Source organism: Amycolatopsis sp. NPDC028719 (assembly GCF_055565395.1).
The window spans coordinates 317658-333837 of record NZ_JBVHUL010000004.1 but is presented as its reverse complement, the minus strand read 5'-3'; the positions used below and the strand labels follow the sequence as shown (position 1 = coordinate 333837).

The following is a 16180-nucleotide window of genomic DNA, read 5'->3' as shown; positions in this document are numbered from 1 at the left end:
CAGCACACCCCCACGAGGTGCCGCTTCCGCCGATTTTCAGTGGCAGAACGAGACTTCCGGATACGCCGGCGAGTCGAGCACCGGCCGTGCCTCGCCCCGCAGGTGCCGATCGAAGAACGCGTTCACGTACGTCCGCGTGATCTCGTGGGTGCGCAGGGCCGTGGTCGTCGTGCCGACGTCGACGCCCAGCTGGTCACCGAACAGGCCGATGTCGGTGAACGACGCGTGTTTCGTCCCCGCCACCTCGATCCAGCGCCGCCACCCCGCCAGCTGCGCCCAGTCCCGCTCCCACGGCACGTTCGGCGCGCAGGCGGTCGCCGCGAGCTGGTGGCTCAGGAACATGAACGGCCGCGAAAGCGGGGCGGTGAGCGGGACCTGGGTGGTGCCGTCGATGTCGATGCCGGCCGTGACGCGCGGGTCCGCGACCATCGTGGGCAGCGTGCTCGCCCCGCCGGCCGAGTGCCCGGCCATGCCGATCCGGGACGCGTCGATCAGCGACGCCCACTTCGAGTGCGTCAGCGAGTCCAGCACGAACGACACATCGGCGGCCCGGCCCAGCTCCAGCTTCGTCCAGAACGCGGGATCGTGCGGTACTTCGCACGACGCGCACCCCGCGAACCGCCCGTCGGGGAAGCTCGTGCCGGTGTTCTCGTACGTGTGGCCGACGAGCGCGACGGCGTACCCGTGGCTCGCCAGGTCCTCGGCCAGCGCGCTGAGCGTGGCGCGAGGTTTCGTGTAGCCGGGCGAAAGCACCACCAGGGGCAGGTGGGATCCGGCCGGCCGGGCGTCGGCCACCGAGTTGGTCACCAGCCTGGTGAGCAGGTCCGGCGGCACGTCCAGGCCACTGCCGGACAGCAGCGCCGCCGACTCGGCCGCGGTCAGGTACCGCGTCTTCGGCCCGTGCGAAGAAACCGCCGGGTAGAACAGCGACACCATCAGCTCCCGGTAGGGCACCGACGGCACCCACGGGTCCGGCCGCGAGGTGTCCTTCAGGTACACCTGCGTGCTGCCGACCGGCCGGTTCCCGGTCGGCGCGGGCAGGTAGGGCGTCGACGTCATGGCGAAACTGACCTCCGGGTAGCGCGGCGACGGCTGGTCGAGCAGCGGCTGGGCCGGGCCCGCCAGGTGCTGGTCGAAGAACGCCCGGACGTAGGCCGCCGTGATGGCCTGCCCGCGCGCCGCCGGCGTCGTCGCGCCGAAGTCGAGGCCGAGCTGCTCACCGACCAAACCTATGTCGGTGAACGACGGGTGCGCCATGCCCGCGACGACCAGCCAGCGCTTCCACCCCTTCAATTGCGCCCAGTCCCGTTGCCAGGTCCCGGATTCCTCGCCGGTACCGGGCGTGTACGTGTTCGCCCGGCCCAGGAACAGGAACGGCCGGTCGAGCCCCGGCGCGAGCAGCGGGTCGTCCGTCGTGCCGTCGATGTCGATCCCCGCCTTGATCCGCGGGTCCGCGACCATCGTGGGCAGCGTGCTCGCCCCGCCGACCGAGTGCCCGGCCATGCCGATCCGGGACGCGTCGATCAGCGACGCCCACTTCGAGTGCGTCAGCGAGTCCAGCACGAACGACACGTCCGCCGCGCGGCCGCGTTCCAGCTTCCGCCAGAACGCTTCGTCGTAGTTGCCGCACGCCGCACAGCCGGTGACGCGCCCGTCCGGGAACGTCGTGGCGACGTTTTCGTAGGTGTGGTCGACCACGACGACCGCGGTGCCGTGGCTCGCCAGGTCTTCGGCCAGCGACGTCAGCTCGGCGCGCGGCCGCTTGAACCCGGGCGACAGCACGACCAGTGGCAGGCGGTGCCCGGCCGGCCGCGCGTCGACCACGGCGTCGGTGTGCACGGTCGTCATGACCGAGGCGGGAATGCCGGTGATGCCGGCTTCGTCGAAGACCGCCTGCGCTTCCGCCTCGGACATGAACTGTTTCCGCGGCCCCTGCGGGGAAACCACCGGGTAGAACAGCGACACCATCAGCTCGCGGTAGGGCACCGTCGCGACCCACGGGTCCGGCCGCGAGGGGTCCTTCAGGTACAGCGAGGTGGTGCCCACCGGCTGCGCGCCGGTCGGCCGGGCCAGCGACAGCGCCGGAGACGCCGAGGCAGGCGCGGCCGAGCCGAGCGCGAGCACGGCGACGGTCAGCAGGATCGTCTTCTTCATCCGATGAACGTCACTTCCGGGTAGGCGGGCGATGGCGTGGCCAGCAGCGGTTGCGGACGGCAGCGCAGGTTCTCGTCGAAGAAAGCGCTTACGTAGTTCCGCGTGATGGTCAGCGCCCGGTACGCGTCGATCGACGCGCCGATGTCGACCCCCAGCTGGGCGGCGAGCACACCGAGGTCGGTGAACGAGCTGTGCGCCGTGCCGGACACCATGAGCCAGCGCTTCCACCCGGTGAGGTGCGTCCAGTCGGTCTCCCAGTCGTCGTACGGGCCCGGCTCGCCCGGCGTGTACTCGTCCATGCTGCCCAGGAACAGGAACGGCCTCGACAGCCCGGACGCCGGGAGCGGGACGTGGATGCTCCCGTCGATGTCGGCACCGGCGCGGATGCGGGGGTCGGCCAGCATCGCCTGCGTCGTGCTCGCGCCGCCCGCGGAGTGCCCGGTCATGCCGATGCGCCGCGGGTCGATCAGAGTGCCCCACTTCTTCGAGCGCAGCAGCTCGTCGAGCACGAACGACGTGTCCTTCGTCCGCACCTGCGCGACCTTCTCCCAGAACCCGGGCTGGTCGTCGACTTCGCAGGCGGCGCAGCCGGTGACGTGGCCGTCGGGGAACGTGGTGGCGCGGTTCTCGTAGGTGTGGTCGATGGCCGCGACGGCGTAGCCGCGGCTGGCGAGGTCCTCGGCCAGCGCGGTGAGCGTGGCCCGCGGTTGCGTCCAGCCCGGCGACAGCACGACCAGCGGCAGGCCGTGCCACCGCCCGGCCGGTTTCGCGTCGGTGACGGCGTTCGTCCGGACGGTGCTCAGGACGTTCAGGGGCAGCCCCGGGATGTTCTGCCGTTCGAGGTTGCGCTCGGACTCGAGCGGGGTCATGTACTGCTTCTTGGGCCCGTTCGCCGAGGTCGCCGGGTAGAAGACGGAGACCATCAGCTCCCGGTAGGGCACGGCAGGCACCCACGGGTCGGAGCGCGAAGTGTCCTTGAAGGACAGGGCGGTGACGCCGACCGGGTCGTGCCCGGTCGGCTGGGGCAGGTAAGGCGTCGTGGCCGCCGAAGCGGCCGGCGACGCGGCCAGCGTGAGTGTCAAAGCGGTGGCCAGCGCGAGAGTGCGCATGATTCCCCCAGGAATCGGCTCAGGAAAGGTGGCGGACGCGGCGGAAGCAGAACCAGGTGAGCAGGGCGGTCATCGCGAGGAACAGCGCGAGTTCGAGCCACTGCAGCGGCCAGAACCGTGAGCCGGGCTGGTAGGTCAGGCGCTGCTGGTAGCCGTGCGTGCCGAGCTGCGCCATGCACTGCTCGAGGCTGCCGCGTTCCGGCGGGCCGGCGCCCGGCCTCGGCAGGCAGTTCTGCACGAAGTCCGGCAGCGGTTCGGCGACGTTCCCGTTCGGATCGATGGTTTCGTTCGCCAGCACCCACGCGCCGGCCGGGTTCCGCACGCCGATCTCCTGCACCGCGCCGGTCTCGTCGCCGCTGATGTTCGTGATGTCCTCGCCGACGATCGCGACCGTCATCGTCTGCGGCGGCAGCAGGTACGGCCGCACGAAGTTCGGCACCAGGAGCAACACGGCGGCGATGACGACGAGCGTGACGGCCATGGCGGCCACGGTCCGCTTCAGCACCATCCCGACCGCGACGCCGAGCGCGAGCGCGAAGGCCGCGTAGCCGATCGGGACGATGCCGCGCGCGCCGAACACCACCGGCATGATGCGCGAGAGCATCCCGCGATCGGTCTGCTGCGCCGCGAGGGCGTCGATCGGGCTCGCCCACCACGACACCGCCCAGCCGAGCAGGCCGGCCGCGGCCATCGCGGCCAGGAGGCCGACCCCCAGCTTGGTGGTGAGCCACCGCTTGCGCGTGACGGTCTGGTTCCACACCAGGCTGTGCGTGCCGCTCTCCAGCTCACGCGTGATCATCGGGACGCCCCAGAAGACGCCGATCACCGCGGGCAGCAGGTACAGCACGAGGATCGTGCCGGCGAAGAGGACGTCCTGGTCGGAGAAGCTGGTGCGCCCGACCAGCTCCGGCCCGGTGATCGCGAGCACCACGCCGATCACGACCAGCGCGGCGAACACGGACAGCGCCGACACGCGGAACTGGCGCCAGGTCAACCAGGTCATCGGAGGACCTCCAGGGCGGGACGGGCGGCGGCGGGGTTGCTCATGTACTCGAGGACGAGGTCCTCGAGGCCGATCTGCGCGACCGTCCACGCGGGATCGAGGATCGGCGCCTCGGTGCGGACGAGCACGGTGGTCTGGCGATCGGTGTGCTTCGCGGAGATGACGTGCTGGTCCGACGGCAGCGTCTCGACGTCGCGGCGCGGCCCGGAGAGCCGGTGGTGGGAGGCCAGCAGCTCGTCGACGTCGCCGATCACCCGGACCTCGGACGCCACCAGCACGACGAGGTGGTCGCAGACGCGTTCGAGGTCGTTGACCAGGTGCGAGGACATCACGACGGACAGCCCGTGCTCGGCGACCGACTCCATCAGGTCCTGCAGGAACTCCCGGCGCGCCAACGGGTCCAGCGCGGCGACCGGTTCGTCGAGCAGCAGCAGCTCGGGGCGCTTGGCGATGCCGAGGGTGAGCGCGAGCTGCGCGCGCTGGCCACCGGACAGCTTGCCGGCGGGCTGCTTCGGGTCCAGCCCGAGCCGTTCGACGCGCTTGGCGGCGAGCGAGTCGTCCCAGCGCGGGTTGAGGTGCGCGCCGAGCCGCAGGTGCTCTTCGATGGTCAGCCCGGTGTAGACGGGCGTGCTCTGGGCGACGTAGCCGACCTTCGCCAGCTGCTCCGGGCCGCTGCCGGGGGTGCCGCCGCAGACCTCGATCGTGCCGGTGGTCGGCTCCAGCATGCCGGAGGCGATGTTGAGCAGGGTGGACTTGCCGGCGCCGTTGGGGCCGACGAGCCCGGTCACGTGGCCGGCCTCGATCTCGAGCGTGCAGCCGGTCAGCGCCCACTTGCGCTTGTACTTCTTGCCCAGTCCCTGGGCACGCAGGACGGTCACGCTATGTCCTCTCTGGCGGAGTCGCGAAACGTGGACATCAGCAGGGCCTCGATGCTCTCTTCGTCGAGGCCGGCCTGGCGGGCCTTCCCCAGCCAGCGGCGCAGGTCCTGCCGCAGCGGCCCGAGGACGGCGAAGGAAGCCCCGCCGTTCAGCGTCGCGGTCACGAAGGTGCCGACGCCGGGCCGCGCCGAGACGAGGCCGTCGTGCTCCAGTTCGCGGTAGGCCTTGAGCACGGTGTTCGGGTTGATCGCGAGGTCGGCGACCACGTCCTTGACCTTCGGGAGCTGGTCCCCCTTGTCGAGCATGCCCAGCCGCAGCGCGTGCCGCACCTGCTGGACCAGCTGCTGGTAGGGCGACAGGCCCGAACGGGCGTCGAGGTGGAATTCGATCATCGGCAACTCCATTTAACTAGGTGACTAGCACTATAGCTTAGCTAAGGAGTAGAAGTCGGCGCCAGGGGTTCTTCCGGGAACCTTCTCCGGCCGTACCGCGAATGACTCGTGGAACCTCGACGGCCGCCCGGCGTCTGTGGAGGTGATCGTTTCTCTTCGACGAAAGGGTTCTTCGTGCGTCGTTTTCCTGGGGGAGGCATCGTGCGCGGCGTGGTCGTCGCGCTCGGCGTCTCGATGGCCGTCGTGGCGGGACCGGCCGTGGCTTCGGCCTCCGTCGACAGCGTTCCGGCACCGAAACTGAACTGGACCGGCTGCGAGGACGGCTTCCAATGCTCCACCGCCGAGGTGCCGCTGGACTACGACCGGCCGTCCGGCGCGAAGATCGACCTCGCGCTGATCAAGCTGCCGGCCACCGATCCCACGCACAAGATCGGCACGCTCTTCGTGAACTTCGGCGGCCCGGGCGCGTCCGGCCTGCAACGGCTGCGGGAGCGCGGGAAGTGGCCGTGGCTGTTCTCCGACCAGCTGCGCGCGCGGTTCGACGTCGTGTCGTGGGATCCGCGCGGGATCGCGAACAGCACCGCCGTCCGGTGCTTCGGCTCGCTGGCCGAGCAGGAGTCGTTCTTCGGCTCCTTCCCGGAAATGCCCGGTGACCCGAGCGGCAACGCGGCCTTCTACGCCAAGTCGAAGGAACTCGCCGATCGCTGCGCGGCGAACGCCGGCCCGATCCTCGACCACGTTTCGACGGCCGACACCGCGCGGGACCTCGAGCTGCTGCGCCGCGCGGTCGGCGACGCGAAGCTGACCTACCACGGCATTTCCTACGGGACTCAGCTCGGGGCCACGTACGCGAACCTGTTCCCGAACCGCATCCGCGCCATGGTTTTCGACGGCACCATGGACTTCGTGGGCAACGCGACCGGCCACGACGGCAGCGGCAAGAGCGTCCCGCTGGACACCCGGCAGGACGTCGCCACCGGCATCTCGCAGACGTTCGACCAGTTCCTGCGCCTGTGCACGGAAGCCGGTCCGAAGTGCGCGTTCTCCTCGGGCGACCCGAAGGCGAAGTGGGCCGCGATCACCGCGCGGGCCAAGCGGGCGCCGATCACCACCGACGGCGAAACGTGGACCTACTCCGGGATCATCAACGCGGCGGCGGACCTGTCCGACTCGCGGGGCTGGCCGGACATCGCGTCGCTGCTGCAACGCTTGTACGACGCGCCCAGCACGGTTTCCGCGTTCAAGGCGGGGGAGCCGTACACGTCCAACCGCACCGAAGCCTTCAACGCGATCCAGTGCGGCGACAGCGATGTGCCGACGGACCCGGCGATCTACAGCCGGTACGCGGAGTCCGAAGACCAGCGGGTCCCGTACTTCGGCCGGATCGCGGTGCTGGACATGATGAGCTGCGCGTTCTGGAAGGGGCAGGCGGCGGACCGGTACACCGGCCCGTGGAACCGCCCGACGTCGGCGGAGATCCTGGTGCTGAACAACCGCTACGACCCGTCGACGCCGCTGGCCGGGGCCCGCGACGGCGCCGCGGAACTGGCGCGCGCCCGGGTGTTCGTGACCGAGGGGTACGGGCACTCGTCGATGTACGTGCCCAGCACGTGCACCGAGCAGGTGAAGCGGGACTACCTGGTCTCCGGGGCGTTCCCGGCCGCGGGCAAGACCTGTTCGATCGACGCGAGCCCGTTCGCGGGCTGAACCGGGGCGGGCCTCGCCGGGAGATCCGGCGAGGCCCGCACGCTCAGCCGGCCAGCTCGACGAGCTGTTTCGCGGCCACCATCGCGCCGTCGGGCCGGATTTCGCCGGCCACGGCCTTGGCTCGCTCTTCCGAAGCGAGCGCCGTGGCCAGCGCGGCGGACAGGGATTCGACGGTCGGCGACGGGTCGAGGTGGGCCGCGCCGATGCCCAGCTCGGCCACCCGCGCGGCCCAGTGCGGCTGGTCCGCGATCCGGGGGACCACCACCTGGGGCGCGCCGGCCCGGGCCGCCGTCGTCGTGGTGCCCGCACCGCCGTGGTGCACGACGGCCGCCACCCGGCGGAACAGCGCCTGCTGGTTGACCTCGCCGACGGCGAAGCAGTCGGCGGCGTCGTCGATCGGGGACAGGCCGGCCCAGCCGCGGGCGAGGACGACCCGGCGGCCCCGCGCGCGGATCGCTTCGGTCGCGACCCGGGCGATGCCTTCCGGTGCGTACGCGGCCATGCTGCCGAAGCCCACGTACACCGGCGGCTCACCCGCGTCCAGGAACTTCTCCAGCTCGTCCGGGAGCGGCCGGTCGTCGGGCAGGATCCACGCCCCCGTCTGCAGGACGTCGAGGTCCGTCAGGCCCTCCGACGGGCAGAGCAGCGGGTCCGCGGCCAGCCACGGCCGGTCGGTGAAGACCTGGTCGCGGACGTTGTCCACCGGAGGCAGGCCGATCGCCGCCCGGTGGCTGTTGACCGCCGGGCCGTACAGCGCCTGCACGCGCTCGGTGTCCTGCTCCCACAGCACCCGGTTGTCGGTCTCGCCCTCCGGGGACGGCGTGCCCGGGCGCCTCCCCGGCGGGAAGTGCCGCGAGGGCAGACCGAGCAGGTGGAAGCACGCCAGCACGTAGGGCAGCCCCAGCTTCTCGGCCACGTCCGGCGCACCGGCCGGCATCAGGCCGGTCGCCAGCAGCGCGTCACACCCCTCGGCCGCCGCGGTGAGCGTTTCGAACCGCGCGGCGACCAGCCTCGGCGCGAGCTTGAACGCGTCTTCCGCCGTCGGCGGCTTCGGGTTGGCGACCACCGAGTGCACCGACGGCCCCAGCGGCACCAGCGGGACCCCCGTGCGCTCCAGCAGCGTCACGAAATCCTCGTCCGGTGGCGCGCACACCACCGAGTCCACGCCGAGCTCCCGCAGCGCCACCGCCAGCCCCGCCAGCGGTTCGACGTCCCCGCGCGATCCCCACGTCGTCAACAGAACACGCATTCAGCGTTCCCCCCGTTTTCCCTGGTTAAAGCCTTCGGCGGGCCATTGTGGGGGATCACCCCGGCCTTGCCGCAAGCCCCGGGTTCGGCTATACCTTGAAGGGGGCGGGGAGTTCTTCGTTCCACTCCGGACGGTCTCCGCCGCTGACGAACGCGTCGCGCGGGTGCTGCACCGAAGCCAGCGACAGGATGTCCCGCCCGAACAGCGCGGCGGTCAGCCACACCGCGAGCACGCGGATCTTGCGTTCCCAGCTCGGCACGGCCAGCACGTGGTAGCCGCGGTGCATGAGCCACGCGGGCAGCCCCGTGACCACCAGGCGCCGGTACTGGAAGATGCCGCGCCCGAGTCCCAGCGTCGCGATGGCACCGAGGCTGTGGTGGACGTACGGCTTCGGCTTCCGGCCGCGCAGGGTCGCGATGATGTTGCGGGCCAGCAGCTTCCCCTGCCGGTAGGCGTGCTGCGCGTTGGGCACCGTGCGCGCGCCGGGGACCGGCGAGGCGAGGTCGGGCACCGCGGCGTCGTCACCGGCCGCCCAGGCATCGGCCACGCCCTCGACCCGCAGGTCCGGCCGCACGACGACCAGCCCGCGCTCGTCGACCGGGAGGTCGGTGTGCTTGCCGAGGACGGGGTTGGCGCCGTTGCCGGCCGTCCACACGATCAGCTCCGAGTCGAACTCCTCGCCCGTCGAGAGCGTCACGTGCCCGCCGGTCGCCGACGTCACGAGCGTGTCCAGGTGGACGCGCGCGCCGCGCCGTTCCAGCTCGCGCACGACCCAGCGTCCCGGCCGGTCGGTGACCTCGGGCAGGATGCGGCCCGAGGCCTCGACGAGGTGGAACCGCAGCTCGTCGCGGTGCAGTTCGGGGTAGCGCTTGAGCAGCGCCGTCGCCAGCGACAGCAGCTCGCCGAAGCCCTCGACGCCCGAGAAGCCACCGCCGACGAAGGTGACGGTGAGCAGCTTGCGGCGCAGCGGGCCGGCCGGCAGCACCGCGGCGCGGTCGAACGAGGTCAGCAGCCGGTCCCGGATCGCGACGGCCTCTTCGACGTGCTTGAGGCCGATCGCCTCTTCCGCGACACCCGGCACGGGCAGTTTCCGGGTGACGGCCCCGGCGGTGACGACGACGAGGTCGTAGCCGAGTTCGAAGGCGTCGCCGTCGGTGGGCCGCACGGTGACGACGCGGTGCGCGTGGTCGATGGCGGTGACGGTGCCCGCGATGACGCGGGTGCGGCGCAGGTGCCGCCGCAGCGACACGGCGGCGTGCCGTGCTTCGACCGCCCCGGCGACGACTTCGGGCAGGAAGGGCTGGTAGGTCAGGTAGGGCCGCGGGTCGACGAGGGTGACCTCGGCCTCGTGTTCCGGAGTTTCTTTTCCAGCTTCCAGGCGGCGTAGAACCCGGCGTAACCACCGCCGACGATCAGGATCCGGCGCATCTCGTCCTCTTTTCTCGCTTCACCCCTTGGACGAGGTGGTGACGGACGACGTGACAGGGATCCGCGTCACAGCGGCCCTGCCCCGGCGGGGTGACCCTCGGCTTGACAGCGGGGGCGCTCGTCTCGCACTATGCGAACAAGTGTTCGACAACTTCTCCTGGGTTCGCCCGCGGCTTCGCGGGTGTCTCCGGTGCGAGTACGTGGTGCTGGAGGTGAGCGGTGGTGGCGGTGCCGGAGGCGCTGGCCGGGCTCACGGCGATCCCGGGTGTCCGCACGGCGGCGCAGCTGAGTCCGGGGCCGGTTTCGGGTTCGGTTTCGGGGTCGCCCGAGTCGTTGTCGGTGCTGCCGCCGCTGGCGCGGTTGCTGCCGGGCGGCGGGTTGAGGCGCGGCAGCACGGTCGCGGTGGGCGGCGCGGTGTCCCTGGTGCTCGCGCTGCTGGCGGCGGCGACCCGCGACGGTTCCTGGGCGGCGGTGACGGCGCTCCCCGAGCTGGGCCTGGCCGCGGCGGCGGAGCTCGGCGTCGACCTCGAGCGGCTCGCGCTGGTGCCGCACCCCGGCGCGGAGCTGACGGGCGTGCTGTCGGCCCTGGTGGACGGGTTCGACCTGGTGGTGCTCGGGCCGGTCGACGTCCAGCCGCAGCTCGCCCGCCGGCTGGCGGGCCGGGTGCGCAACCGCGGCACGGTGCTGCTGACGGTGGGCCCGTGGCCGGGCGCGGACCTGGAGCTGCGCGTCTCGGGACGTCGCTGGCACGGCCTGACCCCGGACGGCTACGGCCACTTGCGGACCCGCGACGTGGTGGCGACAAGCCGCGGCCGCGGAGCGGCGGCGAGGCCGTTGTCGGTGCGGTTGCAGCTGCCGGGCCCGGGCGGCGCGGTGGCGGAGGGGGAGTCCCCGGAGCGGCGTTTGGCCGGGGTGGCCGGGTGAGCCGGGGTGCGTGGGCTTGCCCGGGCCACGCGATGACCGGCGGATCGCGGTTGTGCCACTCGTTCGCGACGGCCGGAAGTATCGCCGCGGCCGGGCGATGAGCCGGAAGCCGGCCGCGGCTGGACCTTCGTGCGGCTGGTTGTTCTGCCGTGGCCGCGCGGTGATCGACTTGAATCTCGCCGCGCCACGTCGGCGTGCGATGGTGGGCGGGAAGCGAGCCGCCGGCGGATTTTCGCGACCGGCCGCGGGATGAACGGTCCGCCACGCCTGCTCGTGCTGTGGTGCCCGGACTGGCCGGTCGTCGCCGCCGGGGCCGCCGCGGGTACCTCGCCGCTCACTCCCGCCGCCGTTTTCTCCGGCAACCGCGTTGTCGCCTGCTCCGCCGAAGCGCGTCGCGGCGGGGTCGGGCGGGGGATGCGCCGGCGGGATGCCCAGTCGCGGTGCCCGGAACTCGTGGTGCACCAGCACGATCCGGACCGCGATGCCCGGCTCTTCGAACCCGTCGCCGCCGCCGTCGAAGCGCAGGCCGTCGGGGTCGAGGTCGTGCGGCCCGGCATCGTCGCCGTTCCCGTCGCCGGCGCCGCCGGGTACTTCGGCGGCGAAGAAGCCCTCGCCGAACTCCTCATGGACGAGGTCGAAGCCAACGCCGGCGTCGAGTGCCAGGTCGGGATCGCCGACGGCCTCTTCGCCGCGACCCTCGCCGCCCGCCGCTCGGCCCTCGTTCCACCCGGCCGGGCGCCCGAATTCCTGGCGCCCCTGGCGATCACCGAGCTGAACCAGCCCGGCGACGACCGCGGCGAGCTCGTCGACACGCTGCGCCGCCTCGGCCTGCGCACCCTCGGCGCGTTCGCCGCGCTCGCCGAACGCGACGTCGCCGGCCGCTTCGCCAAGGACGCCGTCACCGCCCACCGCCTCGCCCGCGGCCTCGCCGAACGCCCGCCGCTGCGGCGCGCCCTCCCACCGGACCTGACCGTCACCGAAACCTTCGACGACCCCCTCCGCAGGATCGACGAAGCCGCCTTCGTCGCGAAGACCCTCGGCGAACGCTTCTTCGCCGGACTCGCGAACCACGGCCTCGCGTGCACCCGCCTGGCGATCGTCGCCGTCACCGAAGCCGGCGAAGAACGCGTACGCGTCTGGCGCTGCGCCGAGCCCCTGACCGCCCGCGCGACGGCCGACCGCGTGCGCTGGCAGTGCGAAGGCTGGCTGACCACCCGGGACCGGCCGAGCGCCGGGATCGTCCGGCTGCGCCTCGACCCCGAAGAGGTCGTCGGCGGCCAGGCGCTGCAGCTGCAGCTCGGGTCGATGGGCCGCGACGCCGACGCCGCCGAGCGCGCCGGCCGCGCCCTGGTGCGCATCCAGGGCCTGCTCGGACCCGACGCGGTCTTCACCCCGCTGCTCGACGGCGGCCGCGGCCCGGCCGAGCGCGTCCGCCTGGTCCCGTGGGGCGAGCCGCGGCGCCCGGTGACCGAGGACCGGCCGTGGCCGGGCCGCCTGCCCGCGCCGTCGCCGGCCCGGGTGCCGCCCCGGCCGCCGGCGGCCCGGGTGCTCGACGCGGTGGGCGACGCGGTCCGCTGCACCGGCCGCGGCGAGCTCAGCTACCCCCCGGCCACGGTCACCATCGGCGACGGCCCGTCCCGCCGGGTCCTCGGTTCGGCGGGGCCGTGGGTGGTGCACCCGACATTGCCGGCCAAGCGCGGCGCGCGGCCGACGGCCCGGCTGCAGGTGGTCCTGGAAGGCGAGGACGACGACCTCGCACTGCTGCTCGAAGTGGCGGTCGGCAATGATCCACAGTGGACAGTCGAAGGAATTTACGACTAGTCCTTTGTGACCGATGCGACTCCCGAGTTGACACCAGGCGCTCCCCGGCTCAGGATCGATCCACAGTAGTCGTACGTGTGTTCGAACAGTAGTCGCTGGCTTCCCCACAGCGAACTCCTTGTGGGGAGCGGAATCTTGGCGTTCAACAATCCGCGGGTGCCGTGGTCCGAAGTGGAGCGGATCGCCTCCGGGCGGCCGCCCGTGCCGGGTGACGGCAACGACGCCCCGGCGTGGTCGCGCAAACGCGAAGGGTACGCCGGGGCGCCGGAAGACCTCCGGGTCCGCCGACGCCGGGACGACGCCGGCGACCGGATCCGCGCCCCCTACGCCGAGCTGCACGTCCACTCCAACTTCAGCTTCCTCGACGGCGCCAGCCACCCCGAGACGCTCGTCGAGGAGGCCGCGCGGCTCGAGCTCGACGCCCTCGTCCTCACCGACCACGACGGCGTGTACGGCGCCGTCCGGTTCAACGACGCCGCCCGGGAGCTCGGCGTGCGGGTCGGGTTCGGGGCCGAACTGTCGCTCGACCTGCCCGCGCCGCAGGCCGGTGAACCGGACCCGAAAGGGTCGCACCTGCTCGTGCTCGCCCGGCAGCAGGAGGGCTACCACCGGCTGTGCAAGGTCATCTCCCACGCCCAGATCGCGGGCGGGGAGAAGGGCCGGCCCGTCTATGACCTCGAGGAGCTGGTCGACGAGCTGGCCGGGCACGTCGTCGTGCTCACCGGGTGCCGCAAGGGGCCCGTCCGCCGGGCGCTCGCCGCGCACGGGCCGGCCGCCGCGCGGGCCGAGCTGGGCCGGCTCGTGGACTGGTTCGGGTCCCGGCACGTCGCCGTCGAGCTGATCGACCACCGGCTGCCCCTCGACGACGCCGCCAACGACCACCTCGCCGAGCTGGCGAGGGAGCTGCGGCTGCCGACCGTCGTCTCGAACAACGCGCACTACGCCCGGCCGGAGGACGCCGTCGTGGCCGACATGGTCGCCGCCGTCCGGGCGCGGCGGTCGGCCGAGGAGCTCGAAGGCTGGCGGCCGCCGTCGGGGCAGGCGTTCCTGCGGTCCGGGATGGAGCAGCGCCGCCGCTTCGAGCGCCGCTACCCGGGCGCCGTCGGACGCGCCGCCGTCCTCGGCGTCGAGGTCGCGTTCGACCTGAAGCTCGTCGCCCCCGACCTCCCGCCGTTCCCGGTGCCGGCCGGCCACGACGAGATGTCGTTCCTGACCGAGCTGACGTGGCGCGGCGCGGCGAAGCGCTACGGATCGCGGGAGGAGAACCCGAAGGCCTACGCCCAGCTCGATCACGAGCTCGCGGTCATCGGCGACCTCGGTTTCCCCGGCTACTTCCTGGTGGTGTGGGACATCGTCCGCTTCTGCAAAGAAGCCGACATCCTCTGCCAGGGCCGCGGTTCGGCGGCGAACTCCGCCGTCTGCTACGCCCTGGAGATCTGCCACGCGGACCCGGTGAAGTGGAACCTGCTGTTCGAGCGGTTCCTCGCCCCGGAACGCGACGGCCCGCCGGACATCGACATCGACATCGAGTCCGGCCGCCGCGAGGAAGCCATCCAGTACGTCTACGAGAAACACGGCCGGTTCCACGCCGCGCAGGTCGCCAACGTCATCACCTACCGGGCGCCGTCGGCGATCCGCGACGCCGCGAAAGCCCTCGGCCACAGCCCCGGGCAGCAGGACGCCTACAGCAAGCTCGTCGATCGCTGGGGTGGCACCAGGCAGCAGACGGCCGGCGAGATCCCCGCCGACGTCCTCGACCTGGCCGCCCGGATCGAGGACTTCCCGCGCCACCTCGGCATCCACTCCGGCGGCATGGTGATCTCGAAGCAGCCGGTGTCCGAAGTGGTCCCGGTCGAGTGGGCCACCATGGCCAACCGGTCGATCCTGCAGTGGGACAAGGACGACTGCGCCACCGTCGGCCTGGTCAAGTTCGACCTGCTCGGTCTCGGCATGCTGTCCGCGCTGCACTACACGATCGACCTCGTCGCCGAACACCACGGGTCCACTGTGGACCTGGGAAAGCTCGACCTCGCCGACCCGAACGTCTACGACATGCTCTGCGAAGCCGACGCCGTCGGAGTGTTCCAAGTGGAGTCGCGCGCACAGCTGGCGACGCTGCCGCGGTTGCGCCCACGGGAGTTCTACGACCTCGTCGTCGAGGTCGCGCTGATCCGGCCCGGCCCGATCCAGGGCGGCTCGGTGCACCCGTACATCCGGCGCCGCCGCGGGGACGAGAAGTGGCAGCACGCGCACCCGCTGCTGGCGGCCAGCCTGGACCGGACGCTCGGGGTGCCGCTGTTCCAGGAGCAGGTGATGCAGATGGCCGTCGACGTCGCGAGCTTCACCCCGGCCGAGGCCGACCAGCTCCGCCGGGCCATGGGCGCCAAGCGGTCCAGCGCGAAGATGAAGGCGCTGATGGCGCGGTTCTTCGCCGGCTGCGAAGCCAACGGCCTCGACCGCGAGCTCGCGACGCGCATCTTCGAGCAGATCCACGCCTTTTCCGGCTACGGGTTCCCCGAAGCGCACTCGATGTCCTTCGCGCTGCTCGTCTACGCGTCGGCGTGGCTCAAGCGCTACTACCCGGCCGCGTTCTGCGCCGGGCTGCTGCGCGCGCAGCCGATGGGCTTCTACAGCCCGCAGTCCCTGGTCGCCGACGCCCGCCGCCACGGCGTCCGCGTCCGCGAACCCGACCTCAACGCCAGCCTCGCGCACGCCACCCTCGAACCCGACGACGGCAGCACCGGCGGCGTCGCGCTGCGCCTGGGCCTCGCCGGGGTCCGGCACCTCGGTGACGACACGGCCGCGATGATCGTCGCCGAGCGCGACGCGAACGGCCCGTACACGGGGGCCGGTGACCTCACCCGCCGGGTCCGGCTGAAGAAGAACGCCGTCGAAGCCCTGGCCACCGCGGGCGCGTTCGGCGGTGACCGGCGCCAGGACCTCTGGGCCGCCGGTGCCGCGGCGGCCACCCGGCCCGGGCACCTGCCGGGCCTGGCCCCGGGCCTCGACGCACCCGCGCTGCCGGGCATGACGCGGCTGGAGGTCACCGCCGCGGACCTGTGGGCCACCGGCGTCTCCCCGGACAGTCACCCCGTCGAGTACCTGCGCGAGCTGCTCACCGCGCGTGGCGCGCTCAGCGTCGCCGAGCTCATGCGGGCCGAGGACGGGACGCGCGTGTGGGTCGGCGGCGCGGTGACGCACCGGCAGCGCCCGGCCACCGCCGGCGGGATCACGTTCCTCAACCTCGAGGACGAGACGGGCATGGCCAACGTCCTCGTCTCGCCCGGCCTGTGGCAGCGGCAGCGCCTGGTCGCCCGCACCAGTGCCGCGCTGCTGGTGCGCGGGCGGGCGCAGGTCGGCGAGGGCGTCGTCACGCTCGTCGCCGACCGCCTCGAAAGACTCGAACTGCGGGTGAAACCGGGGCCGTCGCGGGACTTTCGTTGACTTCCGGGCCGCGCACTGGTTCTCTGCTCTGAGAGCGCTCTCAGCCATCCGTTCGTGCCCGACGAGAGGAT

At 72.4% G+C, this 16180-nt stretch carries 11 protein-coding genes; 4 read left to right on the top strand and 7 right to left on the bottom strand.

All coding sequences use genetic code 11. From position 1 onward, the window contains the following. Positions 1–36: 36 nt before the first annotated feature. Genes ACZ4TR_RS20060 through ACZ4TR_RS20040 form a run of 5 tightly spaced genes read right to left on the bottom strand, consistent with a single transcriptional unit; the run spans position 37 to position 5536 of the window. Positions 37–2154: an alpha/beta hydrolase family protein gene (locus tag ACZ4TR_RS20060; RefSeq protein ID WP_465288448.1), complete on the bottom strand. Its 2118-nt coding sequence runs from the start codon at positions 2152–2154 to the stop codon at positions 37–39. Then, a complete protein-coding gene (locus ACZ4TR_RS20055) occupies positions 2151–3263 on the bottom strand; it encodes an alpha/beta hydrolase family protein (RefSeq protein WP_465288447.1) in 1113 nt (370 codons plus the stop codon). The genes ACZ4TR_RS20060 and ACZ4TR_RS20055 overlap by 4 nt, the downstream gene beginning before the upstream one ends. Positions 3264–3282: 19 nt before the next feature. Next, on the bottom strand, positions 3283–4266 hold the full coding sequence (locus tag ACZ4TR_RS20050) for an ABC-2 transporter permease (RefSeq protein WP_465288446.1): 984 nt from the start codon (positions 4264–4266) through the stop codon (positions 3283–3285). Next, positions 4263–5144, bottom strand: coding sequence for an ABC transporter ATP-binding protein (locus tag ACZ4TR_RS20045; RefSeq protein WP_465288445.1), 882 nt, complete (start codon positions 5142–5144; stop codon positions 4263–4265). Before ACZ4TR_RS20045 ends, ACZ4TR_RS20050 begins: the two co-directional genes overlap by 4 nt. After that, positions 5141–5536 carry a GntR family transcriptional regulator gene (locus ACZ4TR_RS20040; RefSeq protein WP_364527133.1) on the bottom strand — a complete coding sequence of 132 codons (396 nt, stop codon included), beginning with the start codon at positions 5534–5536 and terminating at the stop codon, positions 5141–5143. Before ACZ4TR_RS20040 ends, ACZ4TR_RS20045 begins: the two co-directional genes overlap by 4 nt. Before the next feature lie 201 nt (positions 5537–5737). On the opposite strand from ACZ4TR_RS20040, the gene ACZ4TR_RS20035 reads away from it, so the two are divergent. Next, on the top strand, positions 5738–7243 hold the full coding sequence (locus ACZ4TR_RS20035) for an alpha/beta fold hydrolase (RefSeq protein WP_465288444.1): 1506 nt from the start codon (positions 5738–5740) through the stop codon (positions 7241–7243). 43 nt (positions 7244–7286) lie between these two features. On the opposite strand, the gene ACZ4TR_RS20030 is transcribed toward ACZ4TR_RS20035, so the two are convergent. Both ACZ4TR_RS20030 and ACZ4TR_RS20025 read right to left on the bottom strand, forming a co-directional pair. Continuing rightward, on the bottom strand, positions 7287–8492 hold the full coding sequence (locus ACZ4TR_RS20030; RefSeq protein WP_465288443.1) for a glycosyltransferase: 1206 nt from the start codon (positions 8490–8492) through the stop codon (positions 7287–7289). An 88-nt stretch (positions 8493–8580) separates the two neighbouring features. Continuing rightward, complete coding sequence (locus tag ACZ4TR_RS20025) at positions 8581–9804, bottom strand: NAD(P)/FAD-dependent oxidoreductase (protein ID WP_465288953.1); 1224 nt, start codon at positions 9802–9804, stop codon at positions 8581–8583. A 338-nt stretch (positions 9805–10142) separates the two neighbouring features. Between ACZ4TR_RS20025 and ACZ4TR_RS20020 the strand changes: the two genes are divergently transcribed. From ACZ4TR_RS20020 to ACZ4TR_RS20010, 3 genes are all read left to right on the top strand, one after another. After that, positions 10143–10844: a hypothetical protein gene (locus ACZ4TR_RS20020; protein WP_465288442.1), complete on the top strand. Its 702-nt coding sequence runs from the start codon at positions 10143–10145 to the stop codon at positions 10842–10844. A gap of 249 nt (positions 10845–11093) precedes the next feature. Then, positions 11094–12665: a DNA polymerase Y family protein gene (locus tag ACZ4TR_RS20015; protein ID WP_465288441.1), complete on the top strand. Its 1572-nt coding sequence runs from the start codon at positions 11094–11096 to the stop codon at positions 12663–12665. 135 nt (positions 12666–12800) lie between these two features. Beyond that, positions 12801–16109 carry an error-prone DNA polymerase gene (locus ACZ4TR_RS20010; protein ID WP_465288440.1) on the top strand — a complete coding sequence of 1103 codons (3309 nt, stop codon included), beginning with the start codon at positions 12801–12803 and terminating at the stop codon, positions 16107–16109. The last annotated feature ends 71 nt before the right edge of the window (positions 16110–16180 follow it).

Coding starts and splice junctions, on each gene's coding strand:
- ACZ4TR_RS20060 (WP_465288448.1), bottom strand. CDS start 2,154: ATGAAGAAGACGATCCTGCTGACCGTCGCCGTGCTCGCGCTCGGCTCG.
- ACZ4TR_RS20055 (WP_465288447.1), bottom strand. CDS start 3,263: ATGCGCACTCTCGCGCTGGCCACCGCTTTGACACTCACGCTGGCCGCG.
- ACZ4TR_RS20050 (WP_465288446.1), bottom strand. CDS start 4,266: ATGACCTGGTTGACCTGGCGCCAGTTCCGCGTGTCGGCGCTGTCCGTG.
- ACZ4TR_RS20040 (WP_364527133.1), bottom strand. CDS start 5,536: ATGATCGAATTCCACCTCGACGCCCGTTCGGGCCTGTCGCCCTACCAG.
- ACZ4TR_RS20030 (WP_465288443.1), bottom strand. CDS start 8,492: ATGCGTGTTCTGTTGACGACGTGGGGATCGCGCGGGGACGTCGAACCG.
- ACZ4TR_RS20015 (WP_465288441.1), top strand. CDS start 11,094: ATGAACGGTCCGCCACGCCTGCTCGTGCTGTGGTGCCCGGACTGGCCG.